This is a genomic window from Streptomyces sp. NPDC025833, assembly GCF_055558055.1.
Map to the genome: position 1 here is coordinate 82,560 of NZ_JBVHNF010000001.1, position 23,865 is coordinate 106,424.

The window sequence follows — 23,865 nt, forward strand, 5'->3', positions numbered from 1 at the left end:
GAACCGGACGCCCGGTCCGCCTGACCGGATCACCGGTCAGGCGGCGCGGGTCACGCGACGTCGAAGCGGTCCGCGTCCATGACCTTGTGCCACGCGGCGACGAAGTCCTTGACGAACTTCTCCTTCGCGTCGTCGCTCGCGTAGACCTCGGCCAGCGCGCGCAGCTCGGAGTTGGAGCCGAAGACGAGGTCGGCACGGCTGCCGGCCCACTTCACCTCGCCGGTGTCCGCGTCGCGGCCCTCGAACGTGGTCTGGTCCTCGGAGGTCGACTTCCACGTGGTGCCCAGGTCGAGCAGGTTCACGAAGAAGTCGTTGGTGAGGACGCCGGGCGTCTTGGTCAAGACGCCGAGCTGCGACTGCTGGTAGGTGGCGCCGAGGACGCGCAGACCGCCGACGAGGACGGTCATCTCGGGTGCGCTGAGGCCGAGCAGGTTGGCCCGGTCGAGCAGCAGGAACTCGGCCGGCAGGCGGTTGCCCTTGCCGGTGTAGTTGCGGAAGCCGTCGGCGGTCGGCTCCAGCGCCTCGAAGGACTCGGCGTCGGTGTGCTCCTCGGTGGCGTCCACGCGGCCCGGGGTGAAGGGGACCGTGACCTGGAAGCCGCCCTCCTTGGCGGCCTTCTCCACGGCGGCGGCGCCGCCGAGGACGACGAGGTCGGCGACGGAGACCTTCTTGGCGCCCGAGGAGGCGTTGAACTCCTGCTGGACGCCCTCCAGCACGCGCAGCACCTGGGCCAGCTCGTCGGGCTCGTTGACCTCCCAGCCGCGCTGCGGGGCCAGCCGGATGCGGCCGCCGTTGGCACCGCCGCGCTTGTCGCTGCCGCGGAAGGTGGACGCGGACGCCCAGGCGGTGGTGACCAGCTGGGTCACGCTGAGGCCCGAGTCGAGCAGCTTGGCCTTCAGGGTCTCGATGTCGTTCTCGTCGATCGGCTCGCCCTCGGGCTCCGGCAGCGGGTCCTGCCACAGCAGCGTCTCGGCGGGGACCTCCGGGCCGAGGTAGAGCGACTTCGGGCCCATGTCGCGGTGGGTGAGCTTGTACCAGGCGCGGGCGAAGGCGTCCGCGAACTCCTCCGGGTTCTCGTGGAACCGGCGGGAGATCTGCTCGTAGACCGGGTCGAAGCGCAGCGCCAGGTCGGTGGTGAGCATCGTCGGGCGGTGCTTCTTCGCCGGGTCGTGCGCGTCGGGGATGATCTCCGGGGCGTCCTTGGCCACCCACTGGTGGGCGCCGGCCGGGCTCTGGGTCAGCTCGTACTCGTACTCGAAGAGGTTCTTGAAGAACCCGTTGCCCCACCGGGTCGGCGTGCTGGTCCAGGTGACCTCCAGGCCGGAGGTGATGGCGTCCCCGCCCTTGCCGGTGCGGTAGGTGCTCCGCCAGCCCAGGCCCTGGTCCTCCAGCGAGGCGGCCTCGGGGTCGTCGCCGACGTGGTCCGCCGGGCCCGCGCCGTGGGTCTTGCCGAAGGTGTGGCCGCCGGCGATGAGGGCGACGGTCTCCTCGTCGTTCATCGCCATGCGGCGGAACGTCTCGCGGATGTCGCGGGCCGCGGCGACCGGGTCCGGGTTGCCGTTCGGGCCCTCGGGGTTGACGTAGATCAGGCCCATCTGGACGGCGCCGAGCGGGTTCTCCAGCTCACGGTCGCCGGTGTAGCGCTTGTCGTCCAGCCAGGTGGTCTCGGGACCCCAGTAGACGTCCTCCTCCGCCTCCCAGACGTCCGCGCGGCCACCGGCGAAGCCGAAGGTCTCGAAGCCCATCGTCTCCAGGGCGACGTTGCCGGTGAGGACGAGGAGGTCGGCCCAGGAGAGGCTCTGGCCGTACTTCTTCTTGACCGGCCACAGCAGACGGCGGGCCTTGTCGAGGTTGACGTTGTCCGGCCAGCTGTTCAGCGGGGCGAAGCGCTGCTGTCCGGCGCCGGCGCCGCCGCGGCCGTCGCTGATGCGGTAGGTGCCCGCGCTGTGCCACGCCATGCGGATCATCAGGGGGCCGTAGTGGCCGAAGTCGGCGGGCCACCAGTCCTGCGAGGTGGTCAGCACCTCGGCGATGTCCCGCTTCACGGCGGCGAGGTCGAGGGCCTGGAAGGCCGCCGCGTAGTCGAAGTCCTCGCCGAGGGGGTTCGCCACGGCCGGGTTCTTGGCAAGGATCTTCAGGTTGAGCCGCTCCGGCCACCACTGGCGGTTGCCGCCGCCCTGGGTCGGGTGCAGGGCCCGGTCGTGCGCGACGGGGCAGCCGCCGCTCCCCTCGTCCGCCTTCGCGTCTGTGACGATCGCGTCGTGGTTCTCAGTCATGGCAATCCTTCCGAACTGTGCGCAACTCGGTGCTCAGGAAACGCGGTCGGTGGAGCAGTCGGGGCAGGTGCCCCAGTAGACGACCTCGGCCTCGTCGATGGCGAAGCCGCGGTCGTCGGAGGCGGTCAGGCAGGGCGCGTCACCGACGGAACAGTCGACGTCGGCGACGGCGCCGCAGGACCGGCACACGGCGTGGTGGTGGTTGTCGCCCACGCGGCCCTCGAACCGGGCCGGGTGACCGGCCGGTTCGATGCGGCGCACGAGACCCGCGGCCGTCAGCGCGTGCAGCGCCTCGTAGACGGCTTGCAGGGAGATGTGGCCCACGCGATCGCGGACTCCGTGGGCGATCGCCTCGACGCCGAGGTGGTCGCCGACCCGGACGGTCTCCAGCAGCGCGACGCGGGCCGCCGTCACACGCAGGCCGGCACCGCGCAGTTCCTCGGCGGTGGTCGGTGTCGGGGAGGCGGTCATGCGGCGAACCTATCGTCATAAACACGAAGGGTTCAATAAAATGAACGATCCAATTCCGGCCGTGTGCCGGCGCCCGCCGCCCGTCCCGCCGCGGCCCCGCCCGGCCCGTGCCCGGACCTCCGGGCACGGCGGTCGCGGCACCCCGGCCGGTCCGCTCCCGGCGGAACCGCGCGCGGGCGGACGGCGCCACGGCGGCCGGTCCGGCCGGTGTCCACGGAGTGGGCCGGGGGGCGGCCGGCGGGCGGACGGGGAGCATGCCCGCATCATGTGGCCCCGCCCGGCGCCGGCGGCGCGGCGAGCCGGACGTTCCTCCGAAGGGGTGAGCGGGGTCAGCGGGTCTCCCGCCGGCCCCCGCGGGCGGACGGCGCGGATGTCCCCGCGCATCCGGGCGGCGCTGAAGGCCGTGCCCGGTGTCCCGCCCTCGCCCACCGTGTACACCACCCCGTGGTGCCGCGGCCCGCCCCGTACCGCGCGTCCTCCTCCCCGGCCGCCCTGCGCGGCGCCGGCCCGGCCCGCGGGCAGCACGGTGGCGGCGAGGCCCGCGGCGGCCAGGCCGGTCAGGAACTGCGCGCGTTCGATTCCCGTCCTCCTCTCCATGGAGATCACCCTGCCGGGGCCACCGGCACGACGCCGTCGGCCGGCGGTCTACGGACCGGGGCCGAAGGGCGGGGATCCGGCCCCGGAAGCCGGGGCGCGCCCCGGCCGGCGGTCCGCCCGTGCGCCGGCGGCCGCCGCCGGTGGGGGCGCGTCCGTCAGCGGGCCGGGCACACCTCACTCGTGCGGGTGCACCGGTCCCGCCGTCCGTGGCATCCACGGCGGTCCGTCGTTCGGCAGCAGTGTGACGTTCGGCATGCGGCGTGATGAATCCGGGGCGAGCGGGCACGGTACCCCTTCATGCCCCACGCGAACCCCCTCCGGCAGGTGATGTGATGACCACGGCGACGACCCGGGTACTCCGGACGCCGCCCACCCGGGCAGACCCGGCGCCACCGGCGCCACCGCCCTCCCTGCCCTCCCTCACCGGGTTGCGCTGGATGGCGGCGCTGCTGGTGTTCGGCCTGCACGTGAACAACTTCGGCTACCTCGGCGGCACCAGCGGCAAGCTCGTGGCCTGGGCCTTCAGTCCCGGCGCCACCGGGGTGTCGTTCTTCTTCGTGCTGTCCGGCTTCGTGCTGACCTGGTCGGCGCGCCCCCGCGACCGGGCGCTCGCCTTCTGGCGGCGGCGTGTCGCCCGGATCCTCCCGGTGCACCTGGTCACCCTGGCCGTCGCCTTCGTCCTGGCGGTCACCGTCATGCACCAGGCCCGGCCCACCACCGGGCAGACGCTGGCCAACGCGCTGCTGGTGCACTCGTGGTGGCACCCGTGGTGGCAGACGCTGAACCCGGTGAGCTGGTCCCTGGCCTGCGAGGCGTTCTTCTACGCCGCCTTCCCGGCGCTGTTCCTGCTGCTGCGCCGGCTCGGGGCGCGCGGCGCCACCGCGCTGGGCGGGCTGTCGCTGGCGGCGCTGCTGGTGCTGGCCTGGGCGGACTACCACCACTGGTGGTCCCAGTCGATCTACCCGCTGCCGGCCGCGCGACTGCCCGAGTTCGTGCTCGGCGCGGTCACCGCCCGGCTGGTGCTGCTCGGCCGCTGGCGCGGGCCCGGCCTGGAGGCGTCGCTCGCCCTGGCCGTCATCGGCTACTTCATGGTGCCGCAGGCCACCCACGGCGGCTATCCCGCCATCGTGTGCACCATCGCCGGTTTCACCCTGCTCATCCCCGCGGCGGCGGTCGCGGACATGAAGGGGCTGCCGTCGCTGTGGCGGCGCCCGCGGCTGGTGCGGCTCGGTGAGCTGTCGTTCGCCTTCTACATGATCCACCTGCTGGTGCTGCGGACCTCGACCGTCCTGCTGGGCCGCAAGCCGCACTTCGGCTTCCTGCCGGGGACGGCCGTCGTCGCGCTGCTGTTCCTGGTGTCCCTCGCCCTGTCCTGGGTGCTCTACGAGGCGGTGGAGTGCCCGGCGCGGCGGCTGCTGCTGCGCCGCCGGCCGGCCCCGGCCGCGGCCCGCGGCGAGGTCCCGGTGTCCGGGCGCGACTGACCGCGGTGGGTCGCACGCGCGGGTGACGTCGGCAACAGTGAGGCAAGTCCGACGGGTTTCGGGGTAGGCGGCTGTCCGACACCGGCCCGGCGGCACACATCGGCGGGCCGGCACCGTTGGGACGCACCGAAGGAGCCGAGACGCGTTGCGTGGGAAGCAGACCCCGGGGGGCCGGCGGCGGGCGCGGCGACGCCCGTCCTGCGGCGCTGCCGGCCGGCGGCCCGCCCCGCGGCCCCCGGTACGGCCGCCGGTGCCCGCCCGGGCACCGGCGCCGCCGCGCGCCCCCCGGCCCGGCCACCGCACCGTCCGGCCCGCCACGCCAACTCCCCCCACTAGTAAGGGAGTTGACGTGGCTGTGGTGTGCTCGGAGCGGGTTTGGCCAGGTCGGACGCCGGGAGTTACGGTGGGCGGCCGGCGTCGATCGGGTTCGGAGGGCCGGCCGGCCGGCGCACCCGGGCTGGGCGAGAGGAGATGATGACAGTGCCCGAGCAGGACGCGGACGCGTCGGCACCACGCGTCGTGAGTTCCTTCCTGGAACGGCGCAGGGAGCAGATCGCCCGGCGCTGGGCCGACGCCCCCCTGTTCCGCTCCGTCTTCACCGTCTCCCGCGACGAGGCGGTCGAGGCGTGCAAGGCCGTGGTGGACGCGCTGGCCGAGGTGGCCGCGAGCGGACGGCTGGAGGACATCACCGCCCCCGGCTTCGGCACCGTGCGCGACCAGCTCGGCCGGATGTCCGCGAACCGGACCCGCAGCGGGTTCACGCCCGCGCAGATCGCCGGGGAGGTGGCCGCACTGCGCGAGCCCGTGACCGGATTGCTGCGCGCGGAGTTCGCCGACCCCGCGGCCCCGCCGGCCCAGGAGCCGGTGCTGGCACTGACCCTGCTGCTGGGCACGCTGCGCCTGGTGGTGATGGAGACGGCGCTGGAGGCCGACGCGGACCTGATCGAGCGGCAGCGGCAGCAGCTCCTGGAGGTGGCCACCCCGGTCATCGCGCTGTGGGAGGGCACGGTCGCGGTGCCGCTGATCGGGACGCTGGACAGCGCGCGCAGCCAGGTCGTGATGGAGTCGCTGCTGGAGGCCGTCGAGGAGCAGCGGGCCAGGTACGCCATCCTGGACATCACCGGGGTCTCGGCCGTCGACTCGCTCGTCGCGCAGCACCTGATGAAGACGGTCGCCGCGGCCCGGCTGATGGGCGCCGAGTGCATCGTCTCCGGCGTCCGACCCGCGATCGCGCAGACCATCGTGCAGCTCGGCATCGACCTGGGCCCGGTGCAGACCCGCGCCTCGCTGGCCGACGCGCTCGCGTACGCGCTGGGCCGGCAGGGCGTCGAGATCTCCCGCACCGGCGAGGGTGCGAGTGCCCGGTGAATCCCCCCGCCCCCGCCCAGCCGACCCCGGCGCCGGTGCTCGCCCTGGGCGACGTCGCGCTCGTCTCGCTCCAGGGCGAACCGCACGACGGCACGGCCGACCGGCTGCGGCACGACATCACCGCCCGCATCGCCACCGGCCGGGTGACCGGTGTGGTGCTCGACGTCTCCGGGATGGACGTGGTCGACCCTTTCCTCGGCCGGGTGCTGGCGGAGATCGCCTCCGCGGCCCGGCTGCTGGGGGCCCGCACGGTCCTGGCCGGGATGCGGCCGGCGGTGGCCGTGACCCTGGTCGAGCTGGGCCTCGCGCTGCCCGGCCTGGTCAGCGTCCTGGACGTCGAGCGCGCCCTGGAACTGCTGTCCCGGGAGGGGAGCTGATGCGGTCCTCCGGACAGGCGTCCATGACGAGCCTGCCCATCGGCTCGGACGCGGACCTGGCCCGGGTCCGGCGGCAGGTGCGGCAGCACGCGGCCGAGCTCGGCTTCGGCCTGGTGCAGCAGACCAAGCTGGTGACGGCGGCGAGCGAGCTGGCCCGCAACACGCTGGTGTACGGCGGCGGCGGGCGGGCCGACCTCACGGCCCTGGACGACGGCCGCGGCCGGGGCCTGCGGATGTCCTTCGTCGACAGCGGCCCGGGCATCCGCGACCTGGAGCTGGCCATGACCGACGGCTACACCACCGGCGGCGGCCTCGGGCTCGGGCTGAGCGGTGCCCGGCGGCTGGTGCAGGAGTTCGCCGTCGACACCGAGCCCGGCCGGGGCACGACCGTCACGGCCGTCGCCTGGGTGGCCCAGGTGCGCGCGTCCCGCCCGGGGGTGAAATGAGCCGGGTGCGGGAGATCCCGGTGCACGACTTCACGCGCGTCCGGGACACGCGGACGGCGGCCCGCCAGGCGGCGGGGCCGGCCCCGCCGCGCCCCGACGACGTGCTCGTCCCGCACAGCGACGGCCTGCCCGGCCGCCGGACACCACCGGAGGACCCCCTGCTGCTCCCCCACGAACCGTCGGTGACGGCCGCGGCGCTCCTGCGTGCCGCGGGCAGCCCCGCCCGCCCCGTACGCGACGACGCCACCGTGGCCGTACTGGCCCACCGACCACCGGACCGACGCCCATGACATCCGCCTCCGCCCACCTGACCATCACCCGCGCCGCCGACGCGGCCCGCGCCCGCGCCCTGCTCGCGCGGCTCACCGTGGACACCGGGGTGCCCGCGCCCGAGCGCGCCCGGTTCCTGACCGCGTTCGGCCGCCGGCTGCTGCGCGGCGTCGACGCGGGCGGCACGGAACTCACCGTGGCCGCCGCCGGCGGGGAGCTGCGGGTGGCGCTGGACGGACCGGAGCCCTGGCGGCACACCGTCGCCTGCCCCTCCCCCCTGTCCGGCCCGCTGCCCGGCCCGGACGACGCGCCGCTCGCCGAGGCGCTGCTGGACGCCGACGAGACCGCGGCCGCGCTGCTGGACGGCCTGACCGAGACGGAGGAGCTGCTGCGGCTCCACCGCGAGGAGCTGCACCAGACCAACCAGGGCGTACTGGCGCTGCACGCCGAACTGGACGCGGCCGCGCTGGCGCAGCGCGAACTCCTGGACGCCGAGCGGGCGGCCCGCGCCGAGGCGGAGAAGGCGCGCCGGCTGCTGACCTTCCTGGCCGATTCGAGCGCCCTCCTCAGCGCCTCGCTGGAGCACGAGGACATCCTGCGCCGGCTGCCCGAGCTGCTGGTCCCCGAGTACGCCCGGTACGTGGACGTGTGGCTGCTGGGCGAGGAGGCGGCCTCGCCGGGCGAGCCGGCGGCGGTGGCCGCGGTGCGCACCGGCCGCCCCCAGCACGCGGGCCCGCACCCCGGTGGGCTCCCGGGCGTGGACGACCTGCCGGCCTCGGCGCTCTTCCCGGACCGGCCGGTGCTGTGCCTGCCGCTGCTCACGCGCACGGTGCAGGGCGTGCTGACGCTCGCCGCCCCCGGCGACCGGTTCGACCCGGACACCACGGTGATGCTGCTGGAGCTGGCCCGGCGGGCGGGTACCGCGCTGGACAACGCCCGCCGGTACGAGCAGCACCGGGACGTCGCCGAGGCCCTCCAGCGGGCCCAGCTGACCGACCTGCCCACCACCCCGGGCCTGGCGCTGGCCGCCCGCTACCTGCCGGCGACGCACGGCCTGAACATCGGCGGCGACTGGTACGACGCGTTCTCGCAGCCGGACGGCAGCGTGCTGACGGTGATAGGGGACGTCACGGGGCACGGGCTGCGCGCGGCGGTCATCATGGGCCAGCTCCGCACCGCCCTGCGGGCCTACGCCGTGGAGGGCAACGGCCCGGCGCGGATCCTCACCCTGCTGCACCGGATGCTCCGCCACCAGGAGCCGGAGCTGTACGCGACCTGCGCGATCGCCCGGTTCACCCCGGGTGAGCCGGGGGTGGTGTGGGCCGCCGCGGGGCATCCGCCGGGCGTCATCCGCGGCCCCGGGGGCGAGATGCGGGTACTGGAGGAGAAACCGGGGATCATGCTGGGCGTCCCGCTGCCGTACGAGTACGAGGAGCACGCCGTCGATCTGGCGGCGGGGTCCACGCTCGCGCTGTACACGGACGGTCTGGTGGAGCGGCGGTCGGCCGGGATCGACGCGGGCATCGACCGGCTCGCCCGGGCCATGGGCTCCCTCGGCCCGGCGGAACTGGCGGATCTGGACACGGCGGCCGACTCGCTGCTCAAGCCGATGCTGCACGACTCCGAGCACGACGACGACATCTGCCTGCTGCTGTGCCGCACCGACCGGGCGTGAACAGCACCGCGCCGGCCCCCGGTCGCGGGGGCCGGCGCACGGCGGGTGCCGGCCGGAGCCGCAGGCGCTGCCGGCGGCGGGGTTCGACAGCCCGGCGCCGAAGACGCGTGTCCTGCCGCACTGCTTGACGCCGGGGCGCCGCCGTCACGACCGCGTCGGGCGCCGGCCGCCTCTCCTGGTACGCCGTCCGGGCCGGGCCCGGACGGCGTGTTCCCGCGTCCGGCCGGTCAGGCGGCGGACGGGAAGCGTTCCCAGACCCGGTGCGCGCCCAGCAGCTGGGCGAGCTGCTGGAACACGGCGGTGGCCTCGTCCCCGGCGACGACGCCGGGTGCTTCGAGCGGGATGGCGGCCGCCTCCAGTGCCGCCTGTCCGCCCTTGGCGGCGCCGATGGCCTTCCCGTGCCGGTACGCCTCCGCCAGCAGCAGCCCGACACGCGGGTCCGGTGTGCCCGGCAGGCTGGTGGGCTGGCCCGCCTTGGCGTCCCGGGCGCCGTAGGCGTCGGCGCCCACGCCGGGGGTGCCGGCGACCAGCAGCGCGTCGAACTCCACGGAGCGCGCGGTGTTGTAGGTCCGCTGGACGGTGAGGGCGTCGGAGCCGTCGCCGAGGGTGCCGCCGACCGGGGCGATGATCAGCGGGACCATGCCGCCGTCGAGCACCGCCTGGCGGACGGCCCGCACGCCGTCGAGGTCGCCGTCGGGGCCGGTGACGATGCCGATGATCCGGCCGTCGGTGGGCCAGGTCCGCCCGACCTGGGAGAGGGCGGGGCTCGGCGCGACGTCGGCCAGCGGCACGGTGGGCTCCGGGGCGGGCAGGCCGAGACCGGCGGCGACGCCCGCGCACAGCTCCGGGTCGATGTTCGCCAGGACCTGCAACGCCCGCTCCCGGATGGCCTGCTCGTAGCACTTGCCGAGTTCGAAGGAGTAGGCGCCGATGATGTGCTCGCGCTCCACCGGGCTCATGCTGAGCCAGAACCGGCGCGGCTGGCTGAAGTGGTCGTCGAACGACTCGGGTGCCTCGCGGACCTTGGTGGCCTCGGGGACCCGCACGGGCGCCTCGATGTACGCGCCCATGTCCGCGCCCGCGGTGAACGGGCAGCCGCCGTCGAGGGAGTTGGGCCGGTAGGGGGCCACGCCCCGGTGCACGGCCGTCTGGTGGAAGCCGTCGCGCAGCATGTCGTTGACCGGCGCGTGCGGCCGGTTGATCGGGATCTGCGGGAAGTTGGGGCCGCCCAGCCGGGTGATCTGGGTGTCCAGGTAGGAGAAGAGCCGGCCGGCCAGCAGCGGGTCGTCGGTGACGTCGATGCCGGGGACGAGGTGGCCGACGTGGAAGGCGACCTGCTCGGTCTCGGCGAAGAAGTTCGACGGGTTGCGGTTGAGGGTGAGCAGGCCGATCGGCTGCACGGGGGCCAGTTCCTCGGGGACGAGGTTGGTGGCGTCCAGCAGGTCGATGCCCTCGAAGGTCTGGTCGGGGGTGTCGGGGAAGGTCTGGATGCCCAGTTCCCACTCCGGGTAGGCGCCCGCCTCGATGGCGTCGTACAGGTCGCGGCGGTGGAAGTCCGGATCGACGCCGTTGACGATCTGCGCCTCCTCCCACACCAGGGAGTGCACGCCCAGCTTCGGCTTCCAGTGGAACTTCACCAGCGTCGTGCCGCCGGCCGCGTCGACCAGCCGGAAGGTGTGGACGCCGAAGCCCTCCATCGTGCGGAACGAGCGCGGGATGCCGCGGTCGGACATGTTCCACAGCGTGTGGTGGGTGGCCTCGGTGTGCAGGGTGACGAAGTCCCAGAAGGTGTCGTGGGCGCTCTGGGCCTGCGGGATCTCCCGGTCCGGGTGCGGCTTGCCGGCGTGGATGACGTCCGGGAACTTGATGGCGTCCTGGATGAAGAACACCGGGATGTTGTTGCCGACGAGGTCGAACACGCCCTCGCTGGTGTAGAACTTCGTGGCGAAGCCCCGGGTGTCGCGGACCGTGTCGGAGGAGCCGCGCGAGCCGAGCACGGTGGAGAAGCGGACGAACACCGGGGTCTCGACGTCCTCGGCGAGGAAGGCGGCCTTGGTCACGTTGGCCGCGGTGCCGTAGCTGCGGAAGACCCCGTGCACACCGGCGCCGCGGGCGTGGACCACGCGCTCGGGGATGCGCTCGTGGTCGAAGTGCATGATCTTCTCGCGCAGGTGGTGGTCCTGGAGGAGCACCGGGCCGCGGGGTCCCGCCTTGAGGGAGTGGTCGGTGTCGTACAGCCGCGTGCCCTGGGCGTTGGTCAGGTAGGCGCCGCTCTGGGCCAAGCGTGCCTGGTCGGCGCCGGTCGGCTGGCCGGTCGGGGAGACGGTGGCCGGGCCGCTCTGGTCGGGCTTGGGCGGGAGCGGCTCGTGCGGCTCGGTCGGCTCGGCGACCGTCGGCGACTGGGAGCCCGGCTTGCCCGGGATGCCGTCCTCCGGGCCCGCGGGCCCTCCCTGCAGGGCGTCCGCCACCTTGTCCGCCGCTCGCTTCAGGGGGTTCGTCTCGCTCATTCGGTCCTATTCCTTCGCTGGTCACGGGGGCGGGCTCGGCACAGGCGAGGGGTGCCCGATACGCGGTGGCCACGCCGGGGGCGTACGGCCGACGACTGGTCATTACGGGTGGAACGTGAAGAAAAGAGGGCCGACCGCGGCCCCCGTACCGAGGTCCCCGGGCCGGGGCGTCCGAAACCGGGAATCGCGATGATTTCCGGTCGGGGTGAAATCGGACCGTCTCATGTCGAGTTGCCGAAACGGCAGGCCCGCCGGACGCAGGGGTCCGGACCCGGGGACGCCCGGCAGGGCCAAGTGCCCCCCACCGAGGACGTCTTCGTCAGCAGGGCCGGCTTCTTGACCCGGAGCGGACGCACGTACCGGCCGTCCGCACACGTCACCCTAGGCGCTGACCCGGGACCGCGCAGTTCGAATGGGCCGGTCAGGGGCGCGCCATGACGCGCAGGGTCTCCAGGGAGGAGTCCGCGGCGTCCGGGACGAGGAAGCCGTGCGCCATGCCGCTGCGCAGGTAGTCGACGACCGCCTCGGTGATCACCTCACCGGGTGCCACGGCGGGCACGCCCGGCGGGTAGGGGCTGATCGTCTCGGCGGCGACGCGGCCCACGGCCCGTTCGGCGGGCACCGGGTTGCACCCCCGGCGGACCACAAACCCGGCGGCCCGGCGCCTTCCGAGGGCCCCGGGGGGGCGCGTTCGGGCGGAACCGGGCGCGGGGGCGGCGCGGCGCTCAGGCCGGCCGGCCGCAGCGGACCTCCCACTCGTCGTGCTGCCCGCCGGCCCCGTCACGGGTGCGGGCGTGCTCCACCGCGCCGGGCAGGGCCTCGCGGATCACCTGGGGCAGCCCGCCGCGGGCGGGCCATTCCACCAGGCAGCGCGCCACCTCGCGCAGTTTGATGTTGGTGTGCTGCGAGACGTGCTTGAGGACGTCCCAGCCCTGCTCGGGTCTGAGCCGGGACATGGTGATGACCACGCCGATCGCCTGGTCGACCAGGGCGTGCGAGACCAGGGCCTGCCGCAGTTGGTCGACCTCCGCCTGGAGGGCCTTCAGCCGGTCCGTCGCCTGCTCGTCACGTCCGATCATGTGATCACCTTGAGCAGTGCCGCGGCCGGGTGCCAGCCGCTGGGCGAACGACTGGGCTCGACCCTGTACAGAAAACGAAAAAGGACTGGTCAGCCGATACATACGAGCGTCGGGAGCGGGCAGGGGAAGCTGCATGGAATCGCTCACCTTCGACAGCGACGACCTGGACGAGACGGAGGACTTCTTCAGTCAGGCCTACGCCCGGATGCGGATCGGCAGCGGCACCCCCGGCTCGAACCGGGCCCGGGTCCACCGCTGCGGCCTGGCGTCGATGAGCGTCGACGACCTGGTCCTGGACTTCGAGATGGAGTACGCGGTGAATCCGCTGGGCCGGATCTGCCTGTTCGTCCTGCACGAGGGGACCGTTCCGGAGCACGGATTCCCAGGCGTCGAGGACTCCTACGGCCCGGGTGACGCGGTGCTGTTCGCCCAGCCGGACCTGCCGTACTGGGGGCGCATCCGCAACGCCCGCTACACCGTCACCATGCTGGACCCGGCGCTGCTCTCCCAGGTGGCGGCCGGTCCGGACGACTCCCGGCCGGTGCGGCTGACCGGTCACCGGCCCCGTTCGGCGGCGGCCGCGCGGCAGCTGACGCGGACCATCAGCCACCTGCGGGACACGGTGCTCACCGATCCCGAGGTCGCCGACCAGCCGCTGATCGCCGCCACCGCCACCCAGCACCTGGCGGCGAGCGTCCTGGGCGCGTTCCCCAACACGCTGGACGAGCCCGCGGGCGCCGGTCAGGACGACCTGCACCCCGCGGTACTGCGGCGCGCGCTCGCCTACATCGACGACCACGCGGACCGGCCCGTCACGGTGGCCGACATCGCCGCGGCGGCCCATGTGACGGTACGCGCGCTCCAGTACTCCTTCCGCCGCCACCTGGACACCACCCCGCTGGCCCAGTTGCGCCGGGTGCGGCTCGCGCACGCCCACCACGACCTGGTCGCGGCCGACCCCGCAACCGGGGCCACGGTGACGCGGATCGCGGCCCGCTGGGGCTTCCACCACCCCGGCCGGTTCTCCTCCCTGTACCGGGACACCTACCGCCGGGCCCCGAGCAGGACCCTGGCCGGCGACTGACGCGCGCCCCGCCCGGCAGCGGGTCTCCGGGCGGGACGCGGCCGGCGCGGGACGCCCGGTCCGGAACCAGGCGCGCGACAAGCTTCCGGCAGTCGTCTCCCGCACCCGGCGCGGCGGAGGGGCAGGTGGACCGGAGCCCGCCGGCTCAGGCCCGCCGCGACGGCTCGGCCTGGTTTTCGACCAGGTCCAGCAGGGCGGCGTGGGTCTCAGCGTCGGCCGCCGCGATCAGCCCGCCCGCCCCGGTGTGGACCGGTTCGCCGTACAGCCCGGTCACGGTGCAGCCGGCGGCCCGGCACAGCGCGATGCCCGCGGCGAAGTGCACGCTGTCGGTGAGGTCTCCGTCGGTGACGTAGGCGGCCCGGCGTCCGGCGGCGACCCAGGCCACCGCCAGGGTGCTGGAGATGACCCGGGGCCGGAACCGCCGCTGGAAGCCGGGGTCGCCGAGCAGCCCGGCCGCCCGGAAGCCGGGCGCGTTCGGGAACGGCGGGTCGAGGTTGACGTCCACCAGCGCGGACGCGGCCGTGGGCACCGCCTCGGTGTCGGCACCGTCCCGGCGGACCCGGGTCCGTTCCCCGTCGGTCCAGAACACCTCGCCGCCGAACGGGTCGGCCGTCGCCGCCGCCGTGACGTCCGGGCCCACCCGCAGCGCCACGTTCACGCCGACGAGCATGGTCCCGACGGCGTAGTTGAGGGTGCCGCACAGCGGGTCGACCAGCCAGCGCCGGCCGGCCCCGGCGGCGCCGCCGGGGCCGCTCTCCTCGGCCGTGACCGCGTCCCCGGGCCGGGCGGCGCCCAGCACGTCGAGGACGGCCCGCTCGGCGGCGACGTCCGCCTCCGTCGCGAAGTCGCCGCCGGACTTCTCGTACCGCTCCAGCCGCCGCCCGTACAGCTCGCGCACCACCGCCGCGCCGGCCAGGGCCGCGGTCACCGCCAGCCGGGCGTCGGATTCCCCGTGAGTGATCGACATGGGCGCAGCTTACGGAGGAGCCGCCCGGCCGCCGCGGGAAGGGGTTCGGCCGAGGGGGCCGGTCTAGGGGGCGGGTGACAGGGTCAGGGTCTGTTCCGCCGCGGTGCGTCCGGCGCCGGGGGAGGACGTGCCGGCGGCCGTCCAGGTGCGCAGCGGGGTGGTCTCGGCGAGCCGGCCGGCGGTGCCGGACAGGCCCAGCACCAGCCCGCTGTAGCGGTTCACCAGGCGGTAGGTGCCGTCGGCCGTGGTGCACGGGATCACGAACCACTGCTGGCCGACGGCCGGTCCGCCGGCCGGGGCCGGACCCGCCGTGGGCCGGGCGCCCCAGGCGCGGCCGGCCGGCCGGGAGGAGTCGACGCCGAGCAGCCGGCCGGTCGCCGCGTTGGTGAGGGTGAAGGCGCCGTCGCCGGTCGGGGTGAAGGACCACGCGGCGCGGGCGGAGCCGGTGGACGGCGCCACGGAGGTGACGGCGGTACCGGCGGACTCCTGGGCGAGGACACGGCCCGTGCCGCCGGCGACGCGGTACCGGCGGCCGGGCTCCACCGGCGGGCGCGCGGGCGTGGAGGGGGTGACGGTGAGGTCGACGTACTCGCCGGACGAGCCGTGGGAGCAGCCGAAGGAGCAGTAGGCGCGGAACGTCCGGCCGACGACGGCGGAGCCGGTGCGGGTGGCGCCGTCCAGGAACCAGCGGTACCAGGAGGCGGTGGTGTAGTCACCGGTGTCGCCGATGAGCCGCCACTTCTGGGTGGCCAGGTCGTCGGTGGCGTACAGGTACTGGGGGGCGCCGCCACTCTGGTCGACGGCCTGCGGGGTGCCGAGGTAGCGGCCGAGGTGGGCGTCCCAGGCGATGTTCATCACGAACAGCGGTGACGTCGGGGGCATCCTGCCTGCCGCGATCTGCTCGGCGGCGGTACCGGGGGTGGCCGGGTCGTACTCGGCGGAGGCGGGGGTGTAGCCGGTGGGGTGGGCCGCGTCGACGGGGACGATGTTGCTCTCCCGGCCGCCCGTGCCCGGCTGCGACCAGGCGCCGTCGTACCACTTGCGCCAGGAGCCGGGGGCCATCTTCGCGGCGATCGGGGCGCGGGCCACGTGCTCGTGGAACGCCTTCCAGCCGCCGTTCTTGTCGACGATCCGCGAGCCGTAGTAGACGTAGAAGTAGCCGGAGGCCGTGTCGGCGAACAGCCGCTGGTCGCCGTCGCCGTAGGAGTACGTCTGCTGCGGGAAGGCCGTGGTGTCGCCGCGCTTCGTGCTGTACGGCGAGGTGAGCACGTGGTCCTTGACGGTCCAGGTGAGCCCGCGGTCGGTGGAGACGGCGTAGTCGACGGCGTCGTAGTGCAGCCCGTCGCCGAAGGGCTGCGGCGTGAACTCGTTGTGCACCAGGCCGTACCAGTCACCCGTGTCGGGGTCGATCCACACCCCGGACAGGTCGCAGTAGTTCTTCTGCGCGTAGTGCGAACCGCTCGGGGCGTAGCTCGCCTCGCGGCCGGTCGGGCTGTTGTTGCAGCGCCAGGTGGTGTCGTCGTTGCGGTCGGCGGGGCGGGCCGGGTCCACGGCCTCGCTGAGCTTCCTGTCGTAGGTCGCGGTGTCGAAGTCCTTCCCGGTGTAGAAGTCCCAGACCCGTGGGTCGTCCGCGCCGTAGAGCGCGGCGGACTGCTGGTAGTGGAAGGTGCCGTCCCGGTCGAGGTACGGGGTGGCGGGCGTGTCCGTGGGGTGGGTGAACGGTACCGGTGTTCCGACGGTCACGGTGTAGCCGGCGGCGCCGGGGGGCGCGGCCTGCGCGGGGGACGTGGTGCCGCCGCCCAGGACGAGGGCGAGGGCCACGGCCACGGCGCCGCCTGTGCTGCTCAACAGTGGCACGGGAGCTCCTGATTGCCGAAGGTCGGATGCCACGGAACGATCCGGCCGCGGCCCGGTCCCGGCAATGGACTCCCGTGCGCCGCCTCTTGCACTTTCGCACCGGGGACCCGGCGCACCTCCGCCGGGGCGGTGCGGTCAGGCCAGGGTGGGTGGGGTGGCGGGCAGCGGTGTGTCCCAGGCCAATTGGGCGGCGAGCCGCTCGTCCGGGCCCGCGGCGGGCGGGCCGGACGGCGCGCGGGTGCCGCGCGAGAGGCCGCCGCTGACGGTGATGTTGTGCTCCACCCGCGGTCGGCGGTGCCGCTCGTAGGACGCCACCGCGGCGTCCGGGCCGGGCTGGTCGCGCAGAGCCTTGGCCAGGACGACGGCGTCCTCCAGGGCCATGGAGGCGCCCTGGCCGGTGGCCGGGGAGGCCGCGTGCGCCGCGTCGCCGACGAGCAGCACGCGACCGGTGTGCCAGGTGGTGCCGAGCGGCAGTTCCGTGGCGTCGGTGGCCGTGATCGCGTCGGCGGCGGCCTCGACCAGGGCGGCGGCGGGCGTGGCGTCCGCCCGCAGCAGCGGCAGCAGCCGGCCGCGCAGCACGGCGGGCGGCGCCGGGGGCGCCCCGGCGGGCAGCGGCTCGCCGCCGACGCGGGCGAACCAGTACGTCTCCCCCGCCGGGGACACCGCGTACCCGAAGGCGGCCCCGCTGCCCCGCACCATGGTGATGGCGCCGTCCGGGCCCGGCGCGGACGCGGCCCCGGTGCCGGTGTAGCCGTAGTAGACGCGCTGCCCGGCGTACCGGGGCCGCACCCCGGGCACGAGCAGCCGGCGTACGGTCGAGTGCACGCCGTCGGCTCCGACGAGCAGGTCCCCGGTGGCCGCGGTGCCGTCGGCGAAGTGGGCGGTGACGCCGTCCGGGCCGCCGGTCACGGACACCAGCCGGGCACCGTGGCGCAGCCGGACGCCGCGCCGGACCGCCTCGCCCTGGAGCGCGGCGTTCAACTCGCCGCGGCGCAGGCAGCGGTAGCGCAGGGCGGGGTCGGCCGCCTCGCCCATCGGCACGTGCGTCACCTCGGCGCCCCCGCTGTCCAGCAGCCGCAGGGAAGTCAGCGGAAAACCGACGGCCGTGACGGCGTCCGTGGCGTCCAGCGCGGCCAGCGCGCGCATGCCGTTGCTCGCCAGGGTCAGGAAGGCGCCGATGTCCTCGGCCGAGTCCGGGTGGGCCTCGAACACGGTGCTGCCGAAGCCGGCCTTGCGCAGTGCCAGGGCGGTCGCGGTCCCCGCGATGCCCCCGCCGATCACCAGTACTCTCATCGCACCCGTTCCGGTCGCCCGCCGCTGTCGCGCGCCGGCAGCGGTCGTGACCATCCAAGGGGAGCGGCGGGCGTACCGGGACGTCCGGGGCCGGGATCCGGACACGGCCGGCGCCCCGCCGCGGTCCCGGACCGGGCCGGCGGCGGTGCGGGGCCGGCCCGGTCGGGTCGTGCGGTCCCGGAGGGCGTCAGCGGGCCGCCGGGACGACCTGGACGGTGTCGCCGACGGGGCGTTCGCCGGCGGTGTCGGACGGGTGGTTGACCAGTGTGCCGTTGACGGTCATCGTCGTGGAGCCGCCGCCGTCGAGGTTCATCGCCTGCACGGCGCCGAGGGACTTCATGAAGGCGGCGGACTCGTAGAGGGTGTATCCCTCGCTGCCGCTCTTGTGCCGCCCGTCGACCGTCGCCAGGATCAGCCGGCCCCGCTTGTCGAGGCCCGCCAGGGTGCGGGGCTTGCGGACGTCGGTCCACCCGTACCCGAAGTGCGGGTACTGGGGGTCGACCACTCCCTCCGCGGCGGCGCCGATGTCGATGCGGCCGTCCTTCACCAGCGTCGGTGCCGCGCCGGCGATCGAGTCGCCGCGGCCGAGGGTGACGCGCTTGCCGTCGGCCGTGCGGACCACCTCGCCGACCTGGACGGTGGTGCCGGGCTTGGCGTGCGCCGTGAGCCAGGTCCCGGCCCGTCCGATGCCCTGGAGCACGCTCCCGCCCGCGGGCACCCGGCCGCCGCGCGCACCGGTGGAGACGACCCGCCCGGACGCGTCGAGCACGGCCTGTCTGCCGGGCCCGGTGGGCAGGGCGGCCCCGAAGGCGGGGGTGAAGCGGACCAGGTCGTCCGCGAGGTGGCAGCGTACGTCCTGCCAGGGCAGCGGGCTGGGCGTGCTGCCGGGCCGGCCGCACCCGAGGACCGTGCCCGGCACCCGGTTGATGCCCTGGATCTGGAAGGCGGCCTGCCCGGACCGGGCGGTGGCGGTGCTCGTGAGGCGGGCGATGCGGACGTTGCGCCCGCCGTCCCCGATGAGCAGCGCGGACCGCGAACCGGACGCCATCGAGCCCAGTACGCCCCGGTAGGCGCCGATCCCGGACATGGTGCCCGGCACGCCGTCGCCCGCCGACACCACGAAGAAGCCGCCGTTGACCCCGACCAGGGAGCCCAGTTTCCGGGCCACCGCCGAGGTGGTCTCCCGGCGCGTCACGTCGCCGTCGTGGGTGACCTCGACGCGTCCCCCGAACGTCTTCGGGTCGATGACCGCGACCTGGGCGTTCTCGCGGTCGGGCAGTTCCTGGACGTTGTAGCCGGTCCAGTTCAGGACGGTGTGGAAGCCGGCCGCGTCGATCGCCGAGGCCGCCTGCTTCGCCGCCGCGTTGGTGGTGAAGCGGCCGACGCGGACCCGGTACCCCATCAGTCCTTGCGGGGTGTCGGCGTACCGGGGCCACTGCACGCTCTCCACCCTCGGCTCGAAGCGGGCCTCGGTCAGCTTGCGGGCCGTCTCGTCGGCCCAGCGGCGGGTGCCCACCTCGGCCCAGGCGGCGGGCGAGTCCGGGTCGGCCACGGGCCAGCGGGTCCTGCTCCGGGTCTGGACGGTCACCGTCCAGGAGTGCTTGGAGGCGGAGTTCAGGATGACTCCGGTGCGGACCGTGACCCCGGGGGCGAGGGTCCTGGTCGTCCAGCGCTCGGTCGCCGCGGGCTGCGCGGCCCGTACGGCTTGCGCGGCGGGCGCCTCGGAGACGGGGCCCGCCTCCGCCGCGCCGGACAGTAACGCCGGTGCCGTCACGGCGAGCACGACGGTCGTCGCGACTCGGGCACGGACGTGAGCGGAGCCCCGTGCGGCACCCTGGGCTTGGGAACGACGCATGCGCATGCACCTCACGAACGGTTCGGGCGCGACAACGCACCTCGGCAACTGTCGTCCACTTCACCGGCCGGAAGTGACAACCGCCGCGTGGCGAATCGAAGGAAGTACGACAGGCAGGTGAACTCGGCAGCGCCGCGAGGGGGGGGTCAGTCGATGTCTTCCCCGGCCCTCACCGGCACACGCGGAAGGCCGGGGACCGGATCGCGCCGTTCGGCCGGTGCTCGTGGCCGGAACACGGCCGCCCGGGGCCCGCGTCGGCGGGCCGCCGCGTGCGCACTCCGCCGCCGGACCGGGCGCCCGGCGCACCGCCTGACCGGCCGGGTCCGCCGCGCGCGCCGGTCGCGGTGCGCGCGGCGGGCCCGGCGTGCACCGGGACGCCCCCCGTGGAAGGCGTCGTCGCCGGTGGAGTGGGTAGGTGCCGGCCATGCGGGTGAGTGTGGTGGATGCGGGTTCGAACACGGTCCGGTTGGTCGTCGCCGACGTGGAGGGTGGCGTTCCGCTGCCCGTGCACACGGTGAAGTGGAAGCTGCGCCTGTCCGAACAGGTCGGCCCGGACGGCACGATCGCCGACGAGGCGGTGGAGCGGCTGGTGAAGGCGGTGGGCGCGGCGGGCGCGACGGCCCGAAGATGGCACGCGGCGGGGCCGCTGGCCTTCGCCACGACGGTGGTCCGCACCGCCCCGAACCGCGACGAGGTGCTGCGCCGGGTGGCGTCCGGGACGGGAATCCGCATGTGCACCCTGCCCGGTGAGACGGAGGCCGAGCTGACCTTCCTCGCGGCCCGCCGCTGGCTGGGCTGGAAGGCGGGCCCGCTGGCGCTGCTGGACATCGGCGGGGGCTCGCTGGAGGTGGCCTTCGGACGGGGCCGGCTGCCGGACTTCGCCGCGTCGCTGCCGCTCGGCGCGAGCCGGCTGACCCGGGAGTACCTGAGCCTCCAGGATCCGCCCGGGCCGGACGAGCTGAAGGAGCTGCGGCGCCGGGTCCGGCACGAACTGCGGGACGTGGCCTCGCGGATCCGCTGGGAGGGGCCGCGGACCACGGCCGTCACCTCCCGTACGTTCCAGCAGCTGGCCCGGCTGTGCGGGGCCGCGCCGGGGCGCTACGGCCCGTTCGTGGAGCGGGAACTGATGTGCCGTGACCTCGGCGGGGCGGTGCGGGCGCTCGCCGCGCTGCCGGCCGCCGAACGGGCGCTGCTGCCCGGCATCTCCGCGCCGCGCGCCGCCCAGAGCCTGGCCGGAGCGGTCGTCGGGCACACGGCGCTGAAGCTGATGGGCCTGTCCCGGGCCGTCGTGTGTCCGTGGGCGATCCGCGAGGGCGTGCTGCTGCGGTACGGCGAGGACGGCGCCGACTGGTGGACGGACGCCACGGCCGCCACCGCGGCACCGGCCCCGGCGGCCTCGCTGCGGATAGCGAGCCCGTCGGCGTGACCGGCGGGCAGCCGGGGCGGGCGGGGGTCCGTGCGCTCCTCTCGCGGAACGCGGGCGCGGTTCAGGGCCCGGGGTGACGGTTCAGGGCCCGGGGTGACGGTTCAGGGCGCCGGGTGCGGGTTCACCGCGCGGGGTGTGCCACGGCGGCCAGCAGTTCCAGGGCCTCTTCCCAGCGGAAGTGGCCCGCCGCTCCAGGGGTTCCGGCCCGGTGGGGCTCCCAGGAGCCGATGAGCACCCCCATCCCGCGCAGCCGGTCGAGGCTCTGCCGGTAGGCCGGGTGGGCGGCCTGGGCGGCGTTCAGGCAGGGCAGCGCCACCGTCGGGACGCCCATGCCGTACGCCTCGCACAGGATGCCCAGGGCGAGGGTGTCGGAGACGCCGGCGGCCCACTTGTTGATGGTGTTGAACGTGGCGGGGGCGACCGCGATGGCGTCCGCGGGCGGCAGGGGGCGCGGCTCCCCCGGCAGCCGCCAGGCGGAGCGGATCGGATGGCCGGTCCGCGCCTCGACCGCCCGCGCGTCGATGAAGCCCAGTCCCTGCGGTGTGGCGACGACGCCGACGTCCCAGCCCGCCTCCTGCGCCGCGGTGATCAGCTTGCCGACGTCACCGGCGACCCCGCTCGCGCAGACGACGACGTACAGGAACGGCTTCTTCTCCGGTGCGGTCGGATCGCTCACGCGGGGCCTCCGGTCGGCGCTGAAGGGGCTACGGTCCCGGCAGCCTACGACGGCCTCCGCGCCCGGCGGACGGCTCCGGGGCGCGGGCGCTCACCGGGCCGGCGCGGCCGCGGACCTCCGGCGGGCGCGGTAGGCCGCCGCCTTGATCCTGTTGCCGCAGGACTCCATCCCGCACCACTGCCGGCGCATGCCCCGCGAGCGGTCGATGTAGGTGCGGGTGCACTCGGGGTTGCCGCACTCCTTGAGCAGGGGCACGTCCGGTCCGCTCAGCAGCTCGACGGCGTGCCGCGCCACCAGGGAGAGGGCTTCCTCGGGGGTGGCCTGCGTCCAGCGGCCCGCCGGGGTGAGCTGCGGCACCGCCGGTGGCCTGCGTGCCGCGTCGTTCACCACGGCCAGCGCCGCCCCGTCGTACTCCTCGCCGAGCCGGCGGGCGGTGACCAGCCGGTAGACGGCCTCCCGGACGGCCGTGGCCCGTTCCACGTCGGCCTCCCGGGCGGGCGCGACCGCGTCGACGAGGCCGGACTCCACGTACCACGCGGTCAGCCTCTCCGGCGTCGCGAACATCTCGAAGCGGACGGAGCGGCGGGCCCGGAGCGTGGCGGCGAAGTCGAGCGCCGGGTGCCCGCAGACGAAGACGTGGTCGAGGTTCACATCACCATTCTGGCCGGTGACCCGGGGGCCGGGCAAGGACCCCGCTCACAGCCCGAGGTCGAGGGCGAGGCAGGAGAAGGACGTCCACGACCGCTCCGGGTCGTGGCCGTACCGCGCCGGGTCGTGCGGCGCGGCCGGCCTCTCCTCGGTCATGTCCTGGAAGCGGATGCGCTCGGGCAGTGTGCCGAAACGCGCTCGGCGGGCGGCCGCGGCGCTCTCCGCGGCGGGCGGGTTCTCCATGACGTGGCTCCGTTCGGTCCTGGTCCGGTGTGGGGGCGGTCGGCATCCGGTCCGCGTGGCGTGCGGGTCACCCCTCGGGCGGGTGAGCGGGAGGGCGGGCCGCCGGGGGTCAGAGGCGGTCCGCGTCGAGTACCGCTCGGGCGAAGGCGGCGGGGGCCTCCTGGGGGACGTTGTGCCCGATCCCCGTCAGGGTCCGGTGCTCGTACGCGCCCGTGAACCTGTCCCGGTACGAGGCGCCGCCGCCGGGAGCGGTGAAGGGGTCCCGCTCGGCGTCGAGGGCGATGGTGGGCACCCCGATGGCCGGACGCGCGGCGAGCCGCTCCTCCAGCCGGTCGTAGCGGCGCTCGCCGTCGGCGAGGCCCAGCCGCCAGCGGTAGTTGTGGATGACGACGGCCGCGTGGTCGGGATGGTCGAAGGCCGCCGCGGTGCGTGCGAAGGTGGCGTCGTCGAAGTCCCAGGTCGGGGAGACCGTGTCCCAGACGAGCCTGGCCAGGTCGTGGCGCAGGGCCTTGTCCTCCATGGCGAGCCGGCCCCGCTCGGTGGCGAAGTAGTACTGGTACCACCAGACGTGTTCGGCCGCGGGCGCCAGCGGCCGGAGGTTCGCCCGGCGGTCGGTGACGAGGTAACCGCCCACCGGGACGAGGGCCTTGCAGCGTTCGGGCCAGAGCGCGGCGATGATGCCGGCGGTGCGCGAGCCCCAGTCGAAGCCCGCCAGGACGGCCCGCTCGATCCTCAGGGCGTCCATGAGGGCGACGACGTCGAGGGCGACGGCCGACTGCTGGGCGTTGCGGGACGTCCGGCCGGAGCGGAACCGCGTCGTGCCGTGGCCGCGCAGGTACGGAACGATCACCCGGTAGCCCTCCGCGGCCAGCAGCGGGGCGACGTCGACGTAGCTGTGGATGTCGTAGGGCCAGCCGTGCAGGCAGACGACGGCGGGGCCGCGGGCGGGGCCGAGTTCGGCGTAGCCGACGTCCAGCAGGCCGGCCCGGACCCGTTTCAGGCGGGGGAACGAGGTGTGCGCGCCGGGCGCGGCCGGTGCCGCGGTCCCGTCGGGTGCGGCGGCGGAGGCGGCCCGGGCCCCCAGCGGACCGCTCAGCGAAACGGCCGCCGCGCCCGTGCCGAGCACCCTGCCGAACGTACGCCTGTCGATCATCTGAACCCTCCGGGAGTCCGTCACCACGTTCCGTTCCGGGCGACCACTGTCGCAGAGCATGCGTCACCGGTCAAGACGGTGACGAAGTACTTCGGCACATTATTGCGCGCCAACTC

The 23,865-nt window shown here is 75.0% G+C and carries 21 protein-coding genes; 8 read left to right on the top strand and 13 right to left on the bottom strand.

Features of this window, described 5'->3' with window-relative positions:
• Positions 1-50: 50 nt before the first annotated feature.
• Together katG and ACZ4K2_RS00415 are read right to left on the bottom strand one after the other, a co-directional pair.
• Complete coding sequence (gene katG / locus ACZ4K2_RS00410; RefSeq protein ID WP_467477618.1) at positions 51-2,276, bottom strand: catalase/peroxidase HPI; 2,226 nt, start codon at positions 2,274-2,276, stop codon at positions 51-53.
• Between the two features lie 33 nt (positions 2,277-2,309).
• Positions 2,310-2,747, bottom strand: a complete 438-nt coding sequence (locus tag ACZ4K2_RS00415; RefSeq protein ID WP_467477620.1) for a Fur family transcriptional regulator — start codon at positions 2,745-2,747, stop codon at positions 2,310-2,312.
• A gap of 929 nt (positions 2,748-3,676) precedes the next feature.
• Between ACZ4K2_RS00415 and ACZ4K2_RS00420 the strand changes: the two genes are divergently transcribed.
• The 6 genes from ACZ4K2_RS00420 (at position 3,677) to ACZ4K2_RS00445 (ending at position 8,961) form a co-directional block, all read left to right on the top strand.
• Positions 3,677-4,825: an acyltransferase family protein gene (locus ACZ4K2_RS00420; RefSeq protein ID WP_467477623.1), complete on the top strand. Its 1,149-nt coding sequence runs from the start codon at positions 3,677-3,679 to the stop codon at positions 4,823-4,825.
• Positions 4,826-5,299: 474 nt separating this feature from the next.
• A complete protein-coding gene (locus ACZ4K2_RS00425) occupies positions 5,300-6,193 on the top strand; it encodes an STAS domain-containing protein (protein WP_467477833.1) in 894 nt (297 codons plus the stop codon).
• Positions 6,190-6,570 (top strand): STAS domain-containing protein, encoded by a 381-nt coding sequence (locus ACZ4K2_RS00430; RefSeq protein WP_467477625.1) that lies wholly within the window; start codon positions 6,190-6,192, stop codon positions 6,568-6,570. The genes ACZ4K2_RS00425 and ACZ4K2_RS00430 overlap by 4 nt, the downstream gene beginning before the upstream one ends.
• The gene (locus tag ACZ4K2_RS00435; protein ID WP_467477628.1) at positions 6,570-7,016 is read left to right on the top strand and encodes an ATP-binding protein; all 447 of its coding nucleotides are present in this window, start codon (positions 6,570-6,572) and stop codon (positions 7,014-7,016) included. The genes ACZ4K2_RS00430 and ACZ4K2_RS00435 overlap by 1 nt, the downstream gene beginning before the upstream one ends.
• Positions 7,017-7,021: 5 nt before the next feature.
• Entirely contained in the window at positions 7,022-7,306 is a 285-nt protein-coding gene (locus tag ACZ4K2_RS00440) for a hypothetical protein (RefSeq protein WP_467769934.1), read from the top strand.
• Complete coding sequence (locus ACZ4K2_RS00445) at positions 7,303-8,961, top strand: PP2C family protein-serine/threonine phosphatase (protein WP_467477632.1); 1,659 nt, start codon at positions 7,303-7,305, stop codon at positions 8,959-8,961. The genes ACZ4K2_RS00440 and ACZ4K2_RS00445 overlap by 4 nt, the downstream gene beginning before the upstream one ends.
• 227 nt (positions 8,962-9,188) lie before the next feature.
• Here ACZ4K2_RS00445 and ACZ4K2_RS00450 read toward each other — a convergent pair whose 3' ends face one another.
• From ACZ4K2_RS00450 to ACZ4K2_RS00460, 3 genes are all read right to left on the bottom strand, one after another.
• Positions 9,189-11,468: a catalase gene (locus ACZ4K2_RS00450; protein ID WP_467477635.1), complete on the bottom strand. Its 2,280-nt coding sequence runs from the start codon at positions 11,466-11,468 to the stop codon at positions 9,189-9,191.
• A gap of 421 nt (positions 11,469-11,889) precedes the next feature.
• Entirely contained in the window at positions 11,890-12,252 is a 363-nt protein-coding gene (locus ACZ4K2_RS00455; RefSeq protein WP_467477639.1) for an Orn/Lys/Arg family decarboxylase, read from the bottom strand.
• Complete coding sequence (locus tag ACZ4K2_RS00460; RefSeq protein WP_467477643.1) at positions 12,194-12,547, bottom strand: ANTAR domain-containing protein; 354 nt, start codon at positions 12,545-12,547, stop codon at positions 12,194-12,196. Before ACZ4K2_RS00460 ends, ACZ4K2_RS00455 begins: the two co-directional genes overlap by 59 nt.
• 133 nt (positions 12,548-12,680) lie before the next feature.
• Between ACZ4K2_RS00460 and ACZ4K2_RS00465 the strand changes: the two genes are divergently transcribed.
• Positions 12,681-13,631, top strand: a complete 951-nt coding sequence (locus ACZ4K2_RS00465; protein WP_467477645.1) for a helix-turn-helix transcriptional regulator — start codon at positions 12,681-12,683, stop codon at positions 13,629-13,631.
• 145 nt (positions 13,632-13,776) lie between these two features.
• Here the strand turns inward: ACZ4K2_RS00465 and ACZ4K2_RS00470 are convergent, their stop codons facing one another.
• The 4 genes from ACZ4K2_RS00470 to ACZ4K2_RS00485 form a co-directional block, all read right to left on the bottom strand.
• The gene (locus tag ACZ4K2_RS00470; RefSeq protein WP_467477648.1) at positions 13,777-14,598 is read right to left on the bottom strand and encodes an inositol monophosphatase family protein; all 822 of its coding nucleotides are present in this window, start codon (positions 14,596-14,598) and stop codon (positions 13,777-13,779) included.
• 63 nt (positions 14,599-14,661) lie between these two features.
• Positions 14,662-16,446: an RICIN domain-containing protein gene (locus ACZ4K2_RS00475; protein WP_467477650.1), complete on the bottom strand. Its 1,785-nt coding sequence runs from the start codon at positions 16,444-16,446 to the stop codon at positions 14,662-14,664.
• Positions 16,447-16,590: 144 nt separating this feature from the next.
• Positions 16,591-17,748 carry an FAD-dependent oxidoreductase gene (locus tag ACZ4K2_RS00480; protein ID WP_467477652.1) on the bottom strand — a complete coding sequence of 386 codons (1,158 nt, stop codon included), beginning with the start codon at positions 17,746-17,748 and terminating at the stop codon, positions 16,591-16,593.
• A 187-nt stretch (positions 17,749-17,935) separates the two neighbouring features.
• Positions 17,936-19,603 carry a phosphodiester glycosidase family protein gene (locus ACZ4K2_RS00485; RefSeq protein ID WP_467477655.1) on the bottom strand — a complete coding sequence of 556 codons (1,668 nt, stop codon included), beginning with the start codon at positions 19,601-19,603 and terminating at the stop codon, positions 17,936-17,938.
• A gap of 424 nt (positions 19,604-20,027) precedes the next feature.
• Here ACZ4K2_RS00485 and ACZ4K2_RS00490 point away from each other — a divergent pair, with 424 nt between their 5' ends.
• Positions 20,028-21,029: a Ppx/GppA family phosphatase gene (locus ACZ4K2_RS00490; protein WP_467477658.1), complete on the top strand. Its 1,002-nt coding sequence runs from the start codon at positions 20,028-20,030 to the stop codon at positions 21,027-21,029.
• Between the two features lie 121 nt (positions 21,030-21,150).
• Here the strand turns inward: ACZ4K2_RS00490 and ACZ4K2_RS00495 are convergent, their stop codons facing one another.
• From ACZ4K2_RS00495 to ACZ4K2_RS00510, 4 genes are all read right to left on the bottom strand, one after another.
• Positions 21,151-21,705, bottom strand: coding sequence for a flavoprotein (locus tag ACZ4K2_RS00495; protein WP_467477661.1), 555 nt, complete (start codon positions 21,703-21,705; stop codon positions 21,151-21,153).
• Positions 21,706-21,795: 90 nt separating this feature from the next.
• Complete coding sequence (locus ACZ4K2_RS00500; RefSeq protein WP_467477664.1) at positions 21,796-22,356, bottom strand: CGNR zinc finger domain-containing protein; 561 nt, start codon at positions 22,354-22,356, stop codon at positions 21,796-21,798.
• Positions 22,357-22,401: 45 nt separating this feature from the next.
• Positions 22,402-22,596, bottom strand: a complete 195-nt coding sequence (locus tag ACZ4K2_RS00505) for a hypothetical protein (protein ID WP_467477667.1) — start codon at positions 22,594-22,596, stop codon at positions 22,402-22,404.
• 109 nt (positions 22,597-22,705) lie between these two features.
• Complete coding sequence (locus tag ACZ4K2_RS00510; protein WP_467477669.1) at positions 22,706-23,749, bottom strand: alpha/beta fold hydrolase; 1,044 nt, start codon at positions 23,747-23,749, stop codon at positions 22,706-22,708.
• Positions 23,750-23,865: the final 116 nt, after the last annotated feature.